The following is a 16325-nucleotide window of genomic DNA, read 5'->3' on the forward strand; positions in this document are numbered from 1 at the left end:
TTCCCTTCATCCGACTCGGGCGCACTGGCTCAGCGGTCCAGGCGGCCGGGCTCGCCCGCGTCGCTGCGGCGCACCAGCCAGGCCTCGGTGATGTGGGTGAACATGGCCTCGGAGGCACCGGCCGGGTCGTGTGCCGCGATGCGTTCGCAGATGCGGCGGTGCCCCTGGTTCGAGGCCGCGCACAACTGACGGTCGGTCCGGCCCGTGTAGCGGGCGGTGTTGTAGACCTGGCTCTCGAGCGCGCGCACCACGCCTCTCGCGATCCGGTTGCCGGACGCCCGCATGATCAGGTCGTGGAACGCGTGGTCGTGCTTGCGGTACGCGATGGGGTCGCCCACCACCTGGTCCATGAGATCGACGAGAGCGCGCAGCTCCTCGACGGTCTCCTGGTCCGCGACACGGGCGGCGACCAGGGCCATGTCCGACTCGAGCAACCGCCGGGTGACCACGAGGTCGTCCAGCACGCCGAGCGTCTCGTCCTCGGCGACGACGGCGCCCAGGACGAGCTCGTCGAGCATGTTCCACATCGACGGCGGGGTGACCATCGTCCCCGCGCCCTGCCGCACCTGGACCAGACCCTTCTCCTGCAGAACCTTCACGGCCTCGCGGATGACGGTCCTGCTCACCGAGAACGACTCGCACAGCGCGGGCTCTGGCGGCAGCGACGTGCCGGACGGGTGCTCGCCGCGCACGATCCGTCCCACGAGCTCGGTGGTGATCGCCCTGGCCAGGTTCGCCGGGCGGCGCGCCCAGTCCGGGGCGGCGAGCGCGCTCGGTCGCTGGCCTGATGCCGTCATCGTTCCTCCGGTTGCGCCCCTCACGGATGCGATGGAGCGTGCCGATCACTGTAGCGACAATCGGCCATTGACGTAATACGTCATACGAATTACGTTCACCACACTTCGTCGGGCCCTCGACGCCCGGCCCCATCTCGAGAAGTGAGCAGCAATGAAGCAGCGCACACTGTGGTCCGCAGCCCTGGTGGTGGGGCTGACGCTGACGGCGGGTTGCGGGAGCGCCTCCGGACCGGGTTCGTCCTCCGGCGGGTCGAGCGACAAACTCGTGGTCTGGGACTGGAAGTCGGGTGACCCGAAGGCGGCCGGGTACGTCCAGAAGGCCAAGGCCGACTTCGCGAAGAAACATCCCGGCGTGAACGTCGAGTTCGTGGCGCAGCCGTTCGACCAGTACTACACACTGCTCGGCGCGGCCATCCAGTCCGGCAAGGGGCCGGACGTCATCCTGTTCAACGGGGGCGGCCAGATCCGCGACCGCTCCGACGCGCTCGCCCCGCTCGACTCCTACGTGGCCGAGGACAAGCAGCGGCTGGCCGGCTGGGACGCGTTCACGAAGGCGGGAAAGGTGTACGCCGAACCGGTGACATTGCAGGGCCACCCGATCTACTACAACAAGGACCTCTACGCCAAGGCCGGCCTCAACCCCGACGCTCCCGCCAAGACGCTGGACGAGTTCATCCGCGACTGTGGTGTCATCACCCAGAAGACCGGCGCGAAGTGCTTCGCGCTGGGCAACAAGGAGGGCATCGGCATCCAGTTCTGGCTGTCGGCCCTGGGATCCGCCGTGCTGACCCCGCAGGAGTACGACGACTGGATCGCCGGGAAGCGGAACTGGTCCTCCCCGGACGTCAAGAAGATCTTCGAGCTCTGGAAGCAGGCCGGTGACTCCGGGCTGAACACCGACGGCGCCAACTCCACCGCGATGTTCAACGACGCGTTCTCCGCCTTCAACTCCGGCAAGGCGGCCAACGTCATCGGCCTGATGTCGGACGTCGGGCACTGGAAGGACTTCGCCGAGTTCCTCACCCCGGAGAAGGTCGGCGTCATGCCGGCGCCCCAGGTCAACCCCGCGGCGAAGCCGAGCCTGCCCTACGACGGCGGCATCGGTTACGCGGTCGCGAAGTGGACGAAGGACCCGAAGCTCGCCGCGGACCTGGTGCGGTCGCTGACCTCGACCGACGCGCTCAAGGCGTTCTACCTCGACGGTGGTGCGATCGCGTCCGACACCACGATCGACACCTCCGAGGGCGGCCCGGCCGTCAAGACGATCGTGTCGGAGGTCAAGACCGGCAAGCCCGCACTGCACGTCGCGCTGGGATCCAAGACGATCGACCTCATGGGACGCCTCTCCCAGCAGTTGCTCAGCGGTTCCATCACGGTGGACGAGGTGCTGCAACAGCTCGCCGCCTCCGACAAGACGGGCTGATCACGTGGCCGCTCAGTCTCTGTCCGCTGTGGACGTGGCCGTCGCCGCGTCCACAGCGGAGGCCGCCGGTGGCACGCCGCCGCGGCGCCGCAGGGGTGCACGCGCCGAGCGCCTGGCACCCCTGGTCCTGCTGGCACCGGCCGTCCTGATCATCGCAGGGCTGCGGTTGTGGCCGCTGGTGCTCGGGATCAACTTCTCCTTCACCGGCGACGGCGACCGCAACGGCATGATGGTCGGTTTCGACAACTACCTGACCCTGCTGAACGATCCGCTCTTCCGCACCGCGTTGCGCAACGTGGGCCTGCTCGTGCTGCTGCTGCCCGTGGCCGTGGCGATCCCCGGCCTGCTCGCGACGTTCATCTACCTGAAGGTGCCGGGGCACCGCCTCTACCGCGGCGTCTACTTCTTCCCCGCGGTGCTCTCCCCCGTGATCGTCGGCGCGATCTTCAACCTGCTGCTGGCCTTCGACGGTCCGCTCAACGCGCTGCTCGGCGGCCTGGGCATCGGGCCGGTGGACTGGCTCGGCGATCCCGACGTGGCGATCTTCGCGGTCGTCGGGGTGCACGTGTGGGCGACGTTCGGCATGGCGCTGGTCGTCTTCCTTGCCGGGTTCGCCACCCTGGACTCTTCACTGCTCGACGCGGCCGAAGTGGACGGTGCGTCGCTGCCGCAGACCGTCTGGCACGTCATCATCCCGAGCCTGTCGCGCACCATCCAGTTCGTCTTCGTCACCACGATGATCGGCATGCTGACGTCGATGTTCGGCCTCGTGTACGTGATGACCAGCGGCGGGCCGGAGGGGTCGACCTACCTGCCCGAGTACTACGTCTGGATCCAGCAGGGACAGATGAACCAGCCCGCGCTCGCCTCCGCGGCGTCGACCGCGTTGTTCCTGATCATGCTCGTGGTGGGACTGGCCCAGATCGGCATCCTGCGACGCGCGGGCAAGGAGGACTGATGCCCAGGCTGACCCGGTGGGTCGTCGCCATCCCGATGGCCGCACTCGCGCTGGCCACGATCTACCCCCTGGTGTTCACCACCAACGTCGCCATGAAGACCCGCCGCGAGTACGTGCTCGACCGGTTCTCCCTGGCCGATTCCCTGAGCTGGGACAACCTCGTCAAGGCGTGGACGAGCGTTGGAATGTCCCGGTACTTCCTCAACTCGGTGGTCGTCGTGGCGTGCTCGGTCGGGCTGCTGCTGTTGTTCGGGTCGATGGCGGGGTTCGCGCTCGCGAGGCTGAAGTTCCGCGGCTCGTCCGCGCTCTTCCTGGGCGTGCTCGCGGCGCTGTTCATCCCGTTCCAGGTGATCATGGTCCCGCTGGCGCGGATCATGGCCGACACCGGGCTCGTGGACACCTACCCGGGACTCGTACTCGCTTATGTGGCGCAGTTCCTGCCGTTCACGATCTTCCTGCTGACGAGCTACTACTCGACCGTGCCGCCGGACATCGTCGACGCCGCGCGCATCGACGGGAACACGGTCTACGGCGTCTACTGGCGGATCATGCTGCCGATCGGCGCGCCTGCGCTGCTCTCGGTCGGCGTGCTCAACGCGTTGTTCTGCTGGAACGACGTGCTCATCTCGTTGCTGATGATGCCGTCCGCGGAGCACCGCACGCTCATGGTCGGCGTGACGTCGTTGCGCGGCCAGTACTCCGACGACATCCCCACGTTCGCCTCCGGTGTGCTGATCGCCGCGGTACCGGTCCTGGTCGTCTACCTGTTCCTGCAACGCCAGATCGCCGACGGTGTCACCGCCGGGTCCACGAAGGGCTGACATGCGCATCACTGGATACCGGACCATCACGACGGTCCACGACTGGGGCAGGCCGGTCGGTGACGCCAACGGCGTGTACGCCGGCGGCCTCGTCCGGGTTCCTATCGTCGTCATCGAGACCGACGAGGGCATCACCGGCGTCGGACTGGGACCCCACGTGGAGATCGAGAACGTCTTCGCCGCCATCGAGGGCGAGGACCCGCGGTCGGTCACCGCCCTCTACGACAGGATGCTGCGCCGGACGTTCAAGGCCGGCCACGCCGGCGCGGTGTTCGGGACCATCGGCGCCATCGACACCGCGCTGTGGGACATCAAGGCCCAGGCGGCGGGAGAACCGCTGTGGCGGTTGCTCGGCGGACGTGACCGCCGCGTGCCCGCCTATGCCTCGGGGCTGGACATCGCGTTGGACGACACCGAGTTCGTCGCGGTGTACCAGGCCTACGCCGACGTCGGGCTGCGCGCGGCGAAGATCAAGGGCGGCCTCGACGTCGAGCACGACGGCTACCGGCTCGGCCTGGTCCGCGACGTCCTCGCCAAGACGTGCCGGGGCACGCGGCCGAGCCTGATGCTCGACGTGAACGAGACCTGGACGCGCAAGCAGGCGGTCCGGTACGTGAGCGAGCTCGAACGCACCCTCGACCTGACGTGGATCGAGGAACCGGTGCGGCGCTGGGACGTGGAAGGACACGCGGCGGTCGGCCGCGGCATCCGCGCCTCGGTCGCCACCGGGGAGAACCTCACCGGGCTCGAACAGCACCGGGCGCTCATCGCGGCCGGAGCGGTCGACATCGTGCAGACGGCCGCGGTCTGGGGCATCACCCACTTCCTGCGGGTCGCCGCGCTCGCGCACGCACACGACCTGCCCGTCAGCCCCATCGGCACGACACCGGCCGGTCTGCTGCACGCCGCCACCTCGGTGCCCAACCACCTGGTGAGCGAACTGCAGGACCTCCAGCCACCGGTGGGCGTTTCGGTGGACCTGCACGTCGAGGACGGCGCGTACGTCCTCGGTGACAGCCCCGGCCTGGGCGTGCGGGTGGACGAGGACGCGATCGCCCTGTCGAGCCACCTGGTGCCCGACCCGCTGGCCGGTGGTTCGCACATCCGCCCCGAACGCGCGGGACATCGCCTGCACTCGTCCGGCGCGGACCCCGAACCCGAGAGCGCTGTGCTCAACGCATGAGGAGAAGTACGTGAACCGCACTCAGCGCTACGGCATGATGATCCGGCTGCGCCCGGAACACCGCGAGGAGTACCTGCGGCTGCACTCGGCCGTCTGGCCCGCTGTCGAGCAGACGATGCTCGACGCCAACATGCGCAACTTCACCATCTTCCTGCACGGCGACCTGCTGTTCGGCTACTACGAGTACATCGGTGACGACCACGAGGCCGACCAGGCCCGCATCGCCGCCGACCCGGAGACGCAGCGCTGGTGGACGTTCACCGACCCGTGCCAGGAGTCGCTGGCGCCGGTCGGTTCCGGGCACTGGTGGGTGCCCATGCAGGAGGTCTGGCACCTGGACGACCCCGCTTCGTCCTGAGCTGAGACCCGAGAACACAACCCGCAACCCCGCAGCTCGCGGGGCGCTCGACGCTGCCCTCAGAAAGCCCGCGACTTCCAGGAGCACAACGTGTCACGTGGTTTCTCTCCGTCCTCCCCACGATCAGCAAGCCGGCTCGCCGCGGCCCTTCTGCTCGCGGCAGCCGGTGTCACGGTCGCCTCGGCACCGGCAACAGCTGCCGTGATGACGACCGTCTACGCCTCACCGACCGGTTCCGGCACGGCGTGCTCATCCGCCCAGCCGTGTTCGATCACGCAGGCCCAGACCTCGGTGCGCGGCATCGCTGGGGCGATGACCGGTGACGTCGTCGTCCAGCTCGCGGGCGGCACGTACACGTTGAGCTCACCGCTGACCTTCACGGCCGCCGACTCCGGCACCAACGGCCACACCGTGATCTGGCAGGGCTCGGCGAGCTCCGTGATCTCCGGCGGGCAGAAGGTCACCGGCTGGACGCAGGCCGACGCAGGGCAGAACATCTGGAAAGCGAGTGTGGGCACCGGGTTCGACACCCGGCAGCTCTACGTCGACGGCAAGATCGCGACCCGCGCTCGCACCGCGATCAACCGCTCCGACTTCACGCTCACGTCCAGCGGCATGACGTTCACCAGCAGCGCGCTGTCGTACCTGAACAACCTCGGCAACAAGGGCCGCGTCGAGCTCGAGTCGGCCAACTCGTTCACCGACCGGTACACGCCGGTGCAGTCGATCTCCGGCAACGCGATCACGATGCAGCAGCCCGCCTGGGACAACAACACCTGGGGCTGGGACACCGTCCAGAACCCGTTCAACCAGGCGGGGTTCTGGCTGGAGAACGCCAGGGAGTTCCTCGACGCCGAGGGCGAGTGGTACCTCGACACCGCGACCGGCACGCTCTACTACAAGCCGTTGGCGGGGCAGAACATCGCGAACGCGGACGTGGAGCTGCCGCGGCTGCAGTCGCTGGTGAACGTGGGTGGCACGCTGGACGCGCCGGCCCATGACATCTCGTTCACGGGCCTGCAGTTCTCGTACACGAGCTGGCTGCTGCCGAGCACGAACGAGGGCTACGCGGACCAGCAGACCGGTGGCTACCTCAGGGGCACGTGGAGCACCAGGCCGTCCAGCGCGTTCAGCACCTGCGGCTCCGGTTGCACCCAGTTCGAGTCGACCCGCCCCGGCTTCAGCCAGATGCCCGCGGCGGTCCAGGTGTCGGCCGCCACCGCCATCTCCTTCAACGCCAGCAAGTTCACGAACCTCGGCCAGGTCGGCATCGGCATCGGCAACGACGCCAACGGCCACACCAGCGGCGTGGGCCTGGGCGTGAACAACGTGTCGGTCACCGGCAGCACGTTCGAGCAGATCTCGGCCGGCGGCATCGTGGTCGGTGGCATGCGGGCCGACGCACACCACCCGAGCGACAGCCGGATGACGGTCCAGAACGTCACTCTCGCCAACAACCGCGTTCACGACGTCGCCCTCGAGTACCGCAGCCACGTCGGCATCCTGGTCACCTACGCGACGAACGCGACCGTCTCGCACAACGAGATCTACAACCTGCCCTACTCCGGCCTCAACCTCGGCTACGGCTGGGGCATCAACGACCCCGGCGGCAGCCAGGAGTACCAGAACCGCGGCACCTACAACTACCAGCCGCTCTACACGACGGCGACGACCGCGAAGAACAACCTGGTCATCGGCAATCACATCCACGACACGATGACGACCATGTCCGACGGCGGCGGCTTCTACATGCTGTCCGCGAGCCCGGGCACGGTCCTCAAGCAGAACTACTTCAGGACCATGAACCGCGGCTTCGACATGTACTTCGACGAGGGCTCGCGCCACGTCTCGGTGACGAACAACGTCTACCAGGGCGGCTGGAACTGGGCGCACGCCAACGCCAACAACAACAATCACACCGGCGATCTGACGCTGACCGACAACTGGATCGACCACGACGGCGCCGACATCACGAACGGCACGCGGGGCAACACCGTCACAGGCACCGTCTCCGTCAGCAACGGCAACTGGCCGAGCGGCGCGCAGACCGTGATGGCCGCCGCCGGCGTCCAGCCCACGCAGAACGTCAAGATCTCGGGCCAGCAGTCGGGCCGTTGCGTCGACATCAACGGCGCGTCCACGACCAACGGCGCGCAAGCCCAGCTGTGGGACTGCTCCGGCGCCACCAACCAGCGCTGGACCTCCACTTCTACCAGGCAACTGGTGGTGTACGGGAACAAGTGCCTGGACGCCTTCGGTGCCGCGACGGCCAACGGCACGGCCGTCGTGAGCTGGGACTGCAACGGCGGCACCAACCAGCAGTGGAACGTCAACGCCAACGGCACCATCACCGGAGCTCAGTCGGGACGGTGTCTCGACGCCTCCGGCCTGGGCACGAGCAACGCGACGTTGCTGGTGCTGTGGGACTGCAACGGCGGCGCGAACCAGCAGTGGAGCCTGGTCCCCTGACGACGCGGTGACGTTCAGTTGCTGTTAGCAACTAGTTAGCGGGGTTCCCCAGTCTCGTTACCGGAGGCGAGAACGCCTCCACCGAGAAGGGGGATTCTCTTGATCCGCAAGACGATGACGGTCCTGGCAGGAGCCGCGTTCGCGGCGGCGCTGGTGTCGATTCCCGCCAGCGCCGCCGCGCCCGTGTCGCCCATGGGCGAGCAGAGCGACGTGTCGGTGACCGCCTACAGCGACTGTCCCGCTGCCCGGATGTGCATCTTCAACAACCTCAACGGAGGCCGCCCCTGGGGCTACTTCGCGGTCGGCGACGCGAACCTGGGTGCGGCTCCCGGTCCGAGCGGGCTCAACAACAACGCCGAGAGCGGCTACAACCGCACCAGCCAGGTCTGGTGCTTCTACGACGGCGCCGGCTACACGAACATCCTGGGTTACATGAACCCCGGCGACCAGTACAACTTCGCGACGGACAAGCGCAACAAGGTCACCTCGTTGCGGGTCTGCCCCTGATCGCAGGGCTTGCCGGTCTCGGTGACCACCGCACCCCGGCGGTGCGGTGGTCACCGCGGCCGCAACGGTCGAGATACCGCTGGCACACCACGGCCAGTTCCGACGCGTGTTCTGCCATGCCCCGCGCGGCCGCCGTCTCGACCACCACCCGCAGTGCGGGCAGTTCGGTGTCGAACCAGGCGATCGGGTCGCAGGTTCCCGGCTCCGCCGAGTGGTGCGCCGGCAGCAGGGCCGCCATCGACTCGGCCATCGCGAGCCAGGCGCGGACCACGCGGGCGAGCACGGCGTCCTGCTCGGGTTCGGCCTGTTCGGCGGCGAAGCAGCGCAGCAGGTCGTGCATGCCGTAACGGATCGCGTCGCCGCTGCCGACGGCGTGCACCAGGTGGCAGCTGACGAGGTCGCCGAGCACCCGTTCCGCGGCGGCGTCCCCGGTGTCGAGCAACGTGACGGCGAGCCATCCCGGCACCGTCGTCGTGGGCAGCAGACCCAAGCGGCGGAACAACATCTGGTGCGACGGCGGCAGCTGCCGGTAGCTCGCGGCGAAGCTCGCCCGCACGTCGAGATCGCCCGCCTCCAGCCAGTCGAGCCGGGTGCGTTCGTCTGCGAGCCGGACGGCCAGGTCGTGCGTTGTCCAGTGTGGACGGTCAAGCAGCAGCGCACCCGCGGCGCGCAGGGCGAGCGGCAACCCGCCGCAACGCGCCACCAGCGCGTCACCCGGTGGTACGCCGACGATCCTGGTCAGCAGTTCCGCCGACTCGCCGGCGTCGAGCAGGCCGAGCCGCACCAGCCGGGCGCCTTCGAGCTCCCCCAGTGCGCGCCTGCTCGTCACCAGCACCGCACAGCCGGGTTCCGCGGGGACGAACGGCCGCACCTGGCTCGCGTCCGCCGCGTTGTCGACGACCAGCAGCACCTCGCGCCCGGTCACCAGGTCCCGCAGCAGCGCCGAGCACTCCTCCTCGGCCGAGGGCACGAGGTCCGCCGGCACACCGAGCGCGCGCAGGAACCGTTGCAGCACCGCCGTCGTGTCGTCGCCGCGCAACGTCGCGAAGAGCTGGCCGTCCGGGAACCTGTCCCGCACCCGGTGCGCGAGCTGCAGCGCGAACGACGTCTTGCCCAGCCCCGCGGTACCCGAGACGACGACGAGCGGCGACCGGACGCGGCCCGGTGCCACGAGCGCGTCCGCCAGCTCGGCGAGCACGTCCTCGTGGCTGACGAAGTCGGGTAACGCCGGCGGCAGCTGCTGTGGCCGATGTTCCTTGCGCGGCAACGGGAACGCGGGCCACACCTCCGGCTCGCCACGCAGGATCCCGGCGTGCAGCGCACACAACCGCGCGGACGGTTCGACTCCCAGCTCGTCGACCATCGAGCGGCGGAACGCGAGGAACACGTCGAGGGCTTCCGACACCCTGCCGCGGCGGGCCAGCGCGGTCATCAGCTGGGCGCGCAACCGTTCCCGCAGCGGGTGTTCCGCCGCTGCCGCCGTGAGCTCGCCGATCAGGTCCGCGGTGCCGCCGAGCAGGAGGTCGGCGTCGACGCGTTCCTCCAGCACCGTCATCCGGAGCTCCTCGAGCTGTTCGGCCACCGGCTCGGTCAGGTGCAGGCCGGTGGGCCCGTGCCAGCGTCCGAGCGCCTCCCTCAGCCGGGCGGCCCCCAGCGCGACGTCACCGTCCGCGATCAGGCCGCGCGCGGCCGCCAGGTCCTGCCGCACCAGCTCGACGTCCAGCTCCGCCGCGGTGGCGTGCAACAGGTATCCCGTCGCCGTGGTCGCGATCCGCTCCTTGCCGAGCAGCCGCCGCAGCCGCGAGATGATGCCCTGCAACTGCACCTTCGCCGACGGCGGCGGCGTGTCACCCCACAGTTCGTCGGAGATCCGCCCCACCGGCACGACCTCGTTCGCGCGCCACACGAGCAACGCGAGCACCGTGCGCGTCTGCGGCGTTCCGACGGCGACCTCGGCGCCGTCGCATTCCACCCGAAGCGGCCCGAGCAATCTGAAGCACCACAACATCCCCAGTACCTCCCCCGCTGCCCAGAGTGGCACAGGGGCCGATCACGCCGCACGGCATTCGGCTGGGAAGAGCGGTGGTGTCACAGCCATTCGGTGACGGTGACCTCGTCGCCGACCGCGATGGCGCCCGGAGTGACCACGGCCGCCTTCAGACCGAAGCTGACGCCGTCGGGCTCACGGCGGTAGTCCGCCAAGGTGCGCAACGGCTCGGGACCGACGCGCACACCCGCCGACTGGTCGACCAGGGTGACCGCGCACCGGATCGCCCGCTCACCGAAGCCGATCCCGGCGCCACCGATCGTCATCCGGCTCACCCGGTCCTCGGTGTGCGGCTCGGGCCAGCCGCTGATCACGATGTTGGGCCGGAACCTGGTCATCGGAACCGGATCCGCGCCGCGCCCGGCGATCCGCGCGTTCAGATCGTCCAATGAGGACAGTGAGAGGACCAGCAGCGCCGTGGGGTCGGTGCCGGCCCTGCTCTCCCTGGCCGGCTCGCGCACCAGCCGGACCGGCCTGCCGAGCACCTCGGACAACCACCCGGCCGCCTCCCCGCCCTGGTCGACACCGGCCCCCGGCCACTTCTCCACGTCCACCGGCCGGGATTCCCCGTCCGCGGCGACGTCCAGCACCAGCTCGCCGGCACCGGGCGCGCCCAGTTCGAGCTTCGCGCCGTCGTGCGACAGCCGGCCCCGGATCACGGCCAGCCGCGGCGCCTCGCCCTGCCAGACCGTGCCCCCGTCCGGCCCGACCACGGCGAACAGCCGATCGCACGGCAGCCCGGCCGGAGTGAGCACCGCCCGTTCCACGACGACCCCGGCACATCCCTTGATCGGATACGACGTCAGCGCGTGAACGGATGCCATGCAGCCAAAGTACCGGCGAATGTGCGCGCTCTCACGGGGTTTCGCCCAGGTTGTCACGCCCCACGTGCTCGCGCAGCCAGCGTTCGGTGGTGCCGACGTGCACGAGGGCGGCGGCCTGCGCGAGCGCGGCGTCCCGGTCGATCAGCGCCTGGTAGATCGCCTCGTGCTCGGCGAGGGTGCGGCTCGCCACGTGGTCGTCGACCAGGCCACGCCACACCCTGGCCCGGATCGTGCGGCTGGAGATGCCCTCCAGCAACGTGGTCAGCGTGGCGTTGCCGGTGGCGGCGACGACCGCGCGGTGGAAGGCCGCGTCGTGGAAGTTGAGCAGCTCCACGTCGTCGCGGGCCGCGCGCATCGCGTCGAGGTGCCGTTCGACCTCGAGCAGTTCGCGCGCGGAGATGCGGGTGGCGGCGAGCCCTGTCGCGATCGGCTCGAACAGCCGGCGCACCTCGGTGAGCTCCAGCAGCGTGTCGCCGCGCAGCAACTCCACCGCGGAGGAGATGCCGCCGAGCAGCACCTCCGGCTCCAGGCTCGTCACGTAGGTGCCGTCGCCGCGCCGGATCTCCAGGACGCGTGCCACCACGAGCGCCTTGACCGCCTCCCGCATCAGGTTGCGGGACAGGCCCAGCTCAGCCGCCAGCTGTTGCTCTGGCGGGAGCTTGGACCCCGGCGGCAGCTCACCGGACCCGATCAGGTCCCTGATGCGGTCGATGGCCTTGTCGGTCAGTGACACCGCAGGAGGGTAGCAATACATCCCACCTCTACCAAAGAGATGGGATGTCGTCTCAGTCCCGCCGCGTTCGGACAAATGGGGCTCTAACTGCATCTTTCCTGCATTTGGTCGCACTTTTGCCGCCAACCGTGGACACCTCGGCTGTCCGTGGCCTATAAATCCATCCCATGTCCGCTCACCAAGCGTTGCACCGCGGACACGCCGCTGACACACGAGGGGGCCACCCGACGATGACCGAGCTGATCACCGCGGTCGAGGCCGTGGACGTCCGGTTCCCCACCTCGCGTGAGCTCGACGGCTCCGACGCGATGAACCCCGAGCCCGACTACTCGGCCGCCTACGTGACCATCCGCACGAGCGAGGGCGCGGAAGGCCACGGCCTCGCGTTCACCGTCGGGCGGGGCAACGACGTGGAGGTCGCCGCCGTACGAGCACTGGCTCCACTCGTGACCGGGCTGTCCGTGGACGAGGTGCTCGGCGATCTCGGTGCCTTCTCGCGCCGGCTGACCGGCGACAGCCAGCTGCGGTGGCTCGGCCCGGACAAGGGGGCGATCCACATGGCCGCGGCCGCGGTCGTCAACGCGGTGTGGGACCTCTACGGGCGCCGCGAGCGGAAACCCGTGTGGCAGCTGCTTTCCGAGCTGTCACCCGAGCAACTGGTCGACCTCGTCGACTTCCGCTACCTCGAGGACGCGCTCACCCGCGACGAGGCGCTCGACATCCTCCGCCGCGCCGAACCGGGCCGCGCCGCCCGCACCACACATCTGTTGCACCACGGCTATCCCGCCTACACGACCACGCCCGGCTGGCTCGGTTACGACGACGAGAAGCTCGTCCGGTTGTCGCGGCAGGCCGTGGCCGACGGTTTCAGCCTGATCAAGCTGAAGGTCGGCGCCGACGCCGAGGACGACCGGCGCCGCCTGCGCCTGGCCAGGGAGGCGGTCGGCCCCGGCATCAGGATCGCGGTCGACGCCAACCAGGCGTGGGGCGTGCGGCAGGCGATCGAATGGATGGCCGCGCTCGCGCCGTACGACCCGTACTGGATCGAGGAGCCGACGTCACCCGACGACATCCTCGGCCACGCCACCATCCGCCAGGCGGTGGCGCCGGTGAAGGTCGCCACCGGCGAGCACACCCACAACCAGGTGATGTTCAAGCAACTGCTCCAACTCGGTGCGATCGACGTCCTGCAGCTCGACGCCAGCCGCACCGCGGGCGTCACCGAGAACGTCGCCATCCTGTTGCTGGCCGCCAAGTTCGGTGTCCCGGTCTGCCCGCACGCGGGCGGCGTCGGGCTGTGCGAGATGGTCCAGCACCTGGCGATGTTCGACTACGTCGCCGTCAGCGGCACCACCGAGAACCGCGTCATCGAGTACGTCGACCACCTGCACGAGCACTTCACCGACCCGGTGCACGTGCACGACGGCCACTACCTCGCACCGACGGCGCCCGGCATCAGCGCCGAGCTGCACCCCGCGTCCGTCGCCGCCCACCGCTTCCCCGACGGACCCGTCTGGAACGGACAGGTCACCGATCTGCGCAGCAGGCGTTCCCGTCCTCGCACCTGATCCCGCCACCGGTTAGGAGATCCGCCGCCGTGAACACCCGATCTCGCACCAGTCTCGGTGTCGTCACCGTCGTTGGTGTCACCGTCCTCAGCATCGCTCTCGGCGCCTGCGGCACCTCGGGGTCCGGGGCAGGAGGCGGCGCGCCGGTGGTCGGTGTCGACTACCCGCGATCCGACACCGACTTCTGGAACTCCTACATCAAGTACACGCCCGAGTTCGGCAAGGAACTGGGCCTGGAGCTCAAGACCACGAACTCCCAGAACGACGTCGCCAAGCTCACCGCCAACGCCCAGACGTTCATCAGCCAGGGCGTCAAGGGCGTCGCGATGGCCCCGCAGGACACCGCGGCCATCGCGCCCACGCTGGAACAGCTGGCGGCCAAGAAGATCCCCGTCGTCACCGTCGACACCCGGCCCGACAGCGGCGACGTGTTCATGGTCGTCCGCGCGGACAACCGGGCCTACGGCGAGAAAGCCTGCCGGTTCCTCGGCGCGAAGCTCGGTGGCAAGGGCAAGGTCGTGATGCTGCAAGGAGATCTCGCGTCGATCAACGGCAGGGACCGCACCGAGGCGTTCAACGACTGCATGAAGAAGAACTACTCCGGCATCACCGTGCTCGGGGAGGCCACGAACTGGGACGGCGCGGTCGCGGCGCAGAAGCTGCAGACCGACCTCACCGCCAACCCGGACGTCAAGGGCGTGTACATGCAGTCGAGCTTCGCGCTCGCCGGCACGCTGCAGGTGCTCAAGCAGAAGGACCTGCTGGTCGCCCCCACCGATCCCAAGCACGTGTTCATCGTCTCCAACGACGGGATTCCCGAGGAGCTCAAGGACATCGCCGAGGGCCAGATCGACGCCACCGTCTCGCAGCCGGCCGATCTCTACGCCAAGTACGCGCTGCAGTACCTGAAGGCCGCCATCGACGGCAAGACGTTCGAGCCCGGCAAGACCGACCACGACAGCACAATCGTCAAGGTCCGCGACGGGCTGCTGGAGGACCAGCTCTCCGCTCCCCTGGTGACCGCCGACGGCGGCACCTACGACGGCGTGCCCAGTCTCAAGCACGACGACAAGTCCCTGTGGGGCAACAAACTCAGCTGAGCAGGGGACGACATGGTTGCAGCACCGCCCGTCGTCGAGGCGACGGGAGTGACGAAGCGGTACGGGTCCACCACCGCCCTGCACGAAGCCGCCATCAGGATCGAGCAGGGGCAGACCCACGCGCTGGTGGGGCGGAACGGGGCGGGCAAGTCGACCCTGGTGTCCGTCCTCACCGGACTGCAGGCGCCGGACGACGGCGTGGTGACGTTCGGCGGCGAGCCCGCTCCCCGGATCGCCGACCGCGACGCGTGGCGGCAGCGGGTGGCGTGCGTCTACCAGAAGTCCACGATCATTCCAGAGCTCACCGTCGCCGAGAACCTGTTCCTCAACCGGCACGACCACGGCCGGAGCGGGCTGATCAGCTGGAAGACCGTGCGCCGCAAGGCACGCGAGCTGCTCGACACGTGGTCGGTGGACGTGGACGTGCGGCTGCCCGCCGGTGACCTGGACGTCGAGCAACGCCAGTTCGTGGAGATCGCGCGGGCGCTCTCGTTCGGGGCGCGCTTCATCATTCTCGACGAACCGACCGCCCAGCTCGACGCCGCCGCGATCGCCCGGCTCTTCGGTCGCATCGGCGAACTCCAGCGGCAGGGCGTCACGTTCCTGTTCATCAGCCACCACCTCCAGGAGGTCTACGAGATCTGCGACGTGGTCACCGTCTTCCGCGACGCCCGGCACGTGCTGACCGCCCCGGTGGGCGACCTGCCTCGTGCCGAGCTGGTCGCGGCCATGACCGGTGAGGCCGCGTCGGAGGCCGGCGCCTCGGATCGCGCTCCGGCCGTGCACACCGCGCCCGTGCTGGAGGTGACTCGTGCCTCCCTGCCCGGCGCGTACGAGGACGTGTCGTTCCGGGTCCACGCGGGCGAGATCGTCGGCCTGGCCGGAGCGGCGAGCAGCGGCCGGGTGGAGATCGCGGAGACGATCGCGGGCCTGCGCGCCGCTGGGGCGGGCTCGGTGTCGATCGCGGGCGTGCGGCCGCGGCCGGGCAGCGTGCCGGCGGCGTTGAAGGCGGGCGTCGGGTTCGTCCCGCAGGACCGGCACCACCAGGGTTACGTGGCGCAGATGTCCATAGCGGACAACGGAACCCTGACCATCCCGGACCGGCTCGGCCCCGCTGGGTTCATCGACGGACGCCGGCGCGACGGGTTCGCCCGGTCCATGATCGGCAGGCTCGCGATCAAGACACCGGGCCCCGAGCTCCCGGTCTCCGGCCTCTCCGGAGGCAACCAGCAGAAGGTCGTGATGGCCCGCGCACTCGCCAACGACCCCGAGCTGCTGGTGCTGATCAACCCGACCGCGGGCGTCGACGTGCGGTCCAAGGAGTTCCTGCTCGGCAAGGTCGAGGAGATCGCCGAGTCCGGCGCCGGTGTGCTCGTCGCGTCGGACGAGCTCGACGACCTGCGGCTGTGCGACCGGGTTCTGGTGGTGTTCCAGGGTCGTGTGGTAGCCGAACTGCCCCGCGGGTGGCACGACCACCGGCTCGTCGCAGCGATGGAAGGAGTCGACCTCGATGGCTGACCCTATCCGTTCCTCGATG

Annotated in this window: 14 protein-coding genes; 10 read left to right on the plus strand and 4 right to left on the minus strand. The window is 69.3% G+C overall.

Annotated elements, in window-relative coordinates; genetic code table 11:
- Window positions 1–29: 29 nt before the first annotated feature.
- A complete protein-coding gene (locus UK23_RS34705) occupies window positions 30–797 on the minus strand; it encodes a FadR/GntR family transcriptional regulator (RefSeq protein WP_082115210.1) in 768 nt (255 codons plus the stop codon).
- 151 nt (window positions 798–948) lie between these two features.
- Here UK23_RS34705 and UK23_RS34710 point away from each other — a divergent pair, with 151 nt between their 5' ends.
- From UK23_RS34710 to UK23_RS34740, 7 genes are all read left to right on the plus strand, one after another.
- Window positions 949–2220: an ABC transporter substrate-binding protein gene (locus tag UK23_RS34710; protein ID WP_045315971.1), complete on the plus strand. Its 1272-nt coding sequence runs from the start codon at window positions 949–951 to the stop codon at window positions 2218–2220.
- 4 nt (window positions 2221–2224) lie between these two features.
- Window positions 2225–3178 carry a carbohydrate ABC transporter permease gene (locus UK23_RS34715; protein WP_231114816.1) on the plus strand — a complete coding sequence of 318 codons (954 nt, stop codon included), beginning with the start codon at window positions 2225–2227 and terminating at the stop codon, window positions 3176–3178.
- The gene (locus UK23_RS34720; RefSeq protein ID WP_045315972.1) at window positions 3178–3999 is read left to right on the plus strand and encodes a carbohydrate ABC transporter permease; all 822 of its coding nucleotides are present in this window, start codon (window positions 3178–3180) and stop codon (window positions 3997–3999) included. Before UK23_RS34715 ends, UK23_RS34720 begins: the two co-directional genes overlap by 1 nt.
- A gap of 1 nt (window position 4000) precedes the next feature.
- Complete coding sequence (locus UK23_RS34725; protein WP_045315973.1) at window positions 4001–5182, plus strand: mandelate racemase/muconate lactonizing enzyme family protein; 1182 nt, start codon at window positions 4001–4003, stop codon at window positions 5180–5182.
- A 10-nt stretch (window positions 5183–5192) separates the two neighbouring features.
- The gene (locus UK23_RS34730) at window positions 5193–5540 is read left to right on the plus strand and encodes an L-rhamnose mutarotase (protein ID WP_231114817.1); all 348 of its coding nucleotides are present in this window, start codon (window positions 5193–5195) and stop codon (window positions 5538–5540) included.
- 204 nt (window positions 5541–5744) lie between these two features.
- Entirely contained in the window at window positions 5745–8009 is a 2265-nt protein-coding gene (locus UK23_RS34735; protein ID WP_082115211.1) for a ricin-type beta-trefoil lectin domain protein, read from the plus strand.
- A 99-nt stretch (window positions 8010–8108) separates the two neighbouring features.
- Window positions 8109–8516, plus strand: a complete 408-nt coding sequence (locus UK23_RS34740) for a peptidase inhibitor family I36 protein (protein WP_045315975.1) — start codon at window positions 8109–8111, stop codon at window positions 8514–8516.
- Here UK23_RS34740 and UK23_RS34745 read toward each other — a convergent pair.
- From UK23_RS34745 to UK23_RS34755, 3 genes are all read right to left on the minus strand, one after another.
- The gene (locus UK23_RS34745; RefSeq protein ID WP_196778013.1) at window positions 8491–10506 is read right to left on the minus strand and encodes an AfsR/SARP family transcriptional regulator; all 2016 of its coding nucleotides are present in this window, start codon (window positions 10504–10506) and stop codon (window positions 8491–8493) included. The genes UK23_RS34740 and UK23_RS34745 overlap by 26 nt on opposite strands.
- A 98-nt stretch (window positions 10507–10604) precedes the next feature.
- Window positions 10605–11387 (minus strand): MOSC domain-containing protein, encoded by a 783-nt coding sequence (locus tag UK23_RS34750; protein ID WP_045315976.1) that lies wholly within the window; start codon window positions 11385–11387, stop codon window positions 10605–10607.
- A gap of 31 nt (window positions 11388–11418) precedes the next feature.
- A complete protein-coding gene (locus tag UK23_RS34755; RefSeq protein WP_045315977.1) occupies window positions 11419–12120 on the minus strand; it encodes a FadR/GntR family transcriptional regulator in 702 nt (233 codons plus the stop codon).
- A 230-nt stretch (window positions 12121–12350) separates the two neighbouring features.
- Between UK23_RS34755 and UK23_RS34760 the strand changes: the two genes are divergently transcribed.
- From UK23_RS34760 to UK23_RS34770, 3 genes are all read left to right on the plus strand, one after another.
- Window positions 12351–13688, plus strand: a complete 1338-nt coding sequence (locus UK23_RS34760; RefSeq protein ID WP_045315978.1) for an enolase C-terminal domain-like protein — start codon at window positions 12351–12353, stop codon at window positions 13686–13688.
- Between the two features lie 92 nt (window positions 13689–13780).
- Complete coding sequence (locus UK23_RS34765; protein ID WP_196778015.1) at window positions 13781–14788, plus strand: sugar ABC transporter substrate-binding protein; 1008 nt, start codon at window positions 13781–13783, stop codon at window positions 14786–14788.
- 12 nt (window positions 14789–14800) lie between these two features.
- Window positions 14801–16306, plus strand: a complete 1506-nt coding sequence (locus UK23_RS34770; protein ID WP_045315980.1) for a sugar ABC transporter ATP-binding protein — start codon at window positions 14801–14803, stop codon at window positions 16304–16306.
- The last annotated feature ends 19 nt before the right edge of the window (window positions 16307–16325 follow it).

Origin of the sequence: Lentzea aerocolonigenes (assembly GCF_000955955.1) — a bacterium.
GTDB classification, from domain to species: domain Bacteria; phylum Actinomycetota; class Actinomycetes; order Mycobacteriales; family Pseudonocardiaceae; genus Lentzea; species Lentzea aerocolonigenes_A.

Bases quoted from the DNA above. Each gene is read 5' to 3' on its own strand.
- UK23_RS34705 (WP_082115210.1), bottom strand. From the start codon at position 797: ATGACGGCATCAGGCCAGCGACCGAGCGCGCTCGCCGCCCCGGACTGG.
- UK23_RS34710 (WP_045315971.1), top strand. From the start codon at position 949: ATGAAGCAGCGCACACTGTGGTCCGCAGCCCTGGTGGTGGGGCTGACG.
- UK23_RS34720 (WP_045315972.1), top strand. From the start codon at position 3,178: ATGCCCAGGCTGACCCGGTGGGTCGTCGCCATCCCGATGGCCGCACTC.
- UK23_RS34725 (WP_045315973.1), top strand. From the start codon at position 4,001: ATGCGCATCACTGGATACCGGACCATCACGACGGTCCACGACTGGGGC.
- UK23_RS34735 (WP_082115211.1), top strand. From the start codon at position 5,745: ATGACGACCGTCTACGCCTCACCGACCGGTTCCGGCACGGCGTGCTCA.
- UK23_RS34750 (WP_045315976.1), bottom strand. From the start codon at position 11,387: ATGGCATCCGTTCACGCGCTGACGTCGTATCCGATCAAGGGATGTGCC.
- UK23_RS34760 (WP_045315978.1), top strand. From the start codon at position 12,351: ATGACCGAGCTGATCACCGCGGTCGAGGCCGTGGACGTCCGGTTCCCC.
- UK23_RS34770 (WP_045315980.1), top strand. From the start codon at position 14,801: ATGGTTGCAGCACCGCCCGTCGTCGAGGCGACGGGAGTGACGAAGCGG.